Genomic DNA, 383 nt, shown 5'->3' on the forward strand with positions numbered 1-383 from the left:
CGAGCACGCGATACGTCAAGACGCGGAAGCACCTTTTCCCCGAAACGGAAGGCTTCTTCCAGCAATGGCATGCCGGAAAGGATAAAGGTGTTCACGCCCGCCTTCTTATAGGCCTCCAGCGTGCGGATGACAGTATCGGGCGAGCCGACGATAGCTGTTCCCGGACCTGGACGAACGAGACCGATGCCGGCCCAGAGATTTGGCGCTATTTCAAGATCGCGCAGGTTCTCCGGCTTCTGGCCGCCATGCATCGCCGTCATGCGCTGCTGGCCGACGGAATCGGTCTTGCCGACGAAGCGCTGGTTGGCGGCAATCGCTGCCTCATCCATGCGCCCGTAGAGATCGGCGGCGGCGGCCCAGGCCTCTTCATCCGTATCGCGCAC

1 protein-coding gene is annotated in these 383 nt (G+C 62.1%); it reads right to left on the reverse strand.

Annotation, left to right across the window (positions count from 1 at the left end; all coding sequences use genetic code 11):
* A partial coding sequence (locus EN861_RS34420) for an LLM class flavin-dependent oxidoreductase (RefSeq protein WP_135928218.1) occupies positions 1-383 on the reverse strand: 383 nt, incomplete at both ends.

The organism is Mesorhizobium sp. M8A.F.Ca.ET.218.01.1.1 (assembly GCF_004791165.1).
Classification (GTDB): Bacteria; Pseudomonadota; Alphaproteobacteria; order Rhizobiales; family Rhizobiaceae; genus Mesorhizobium.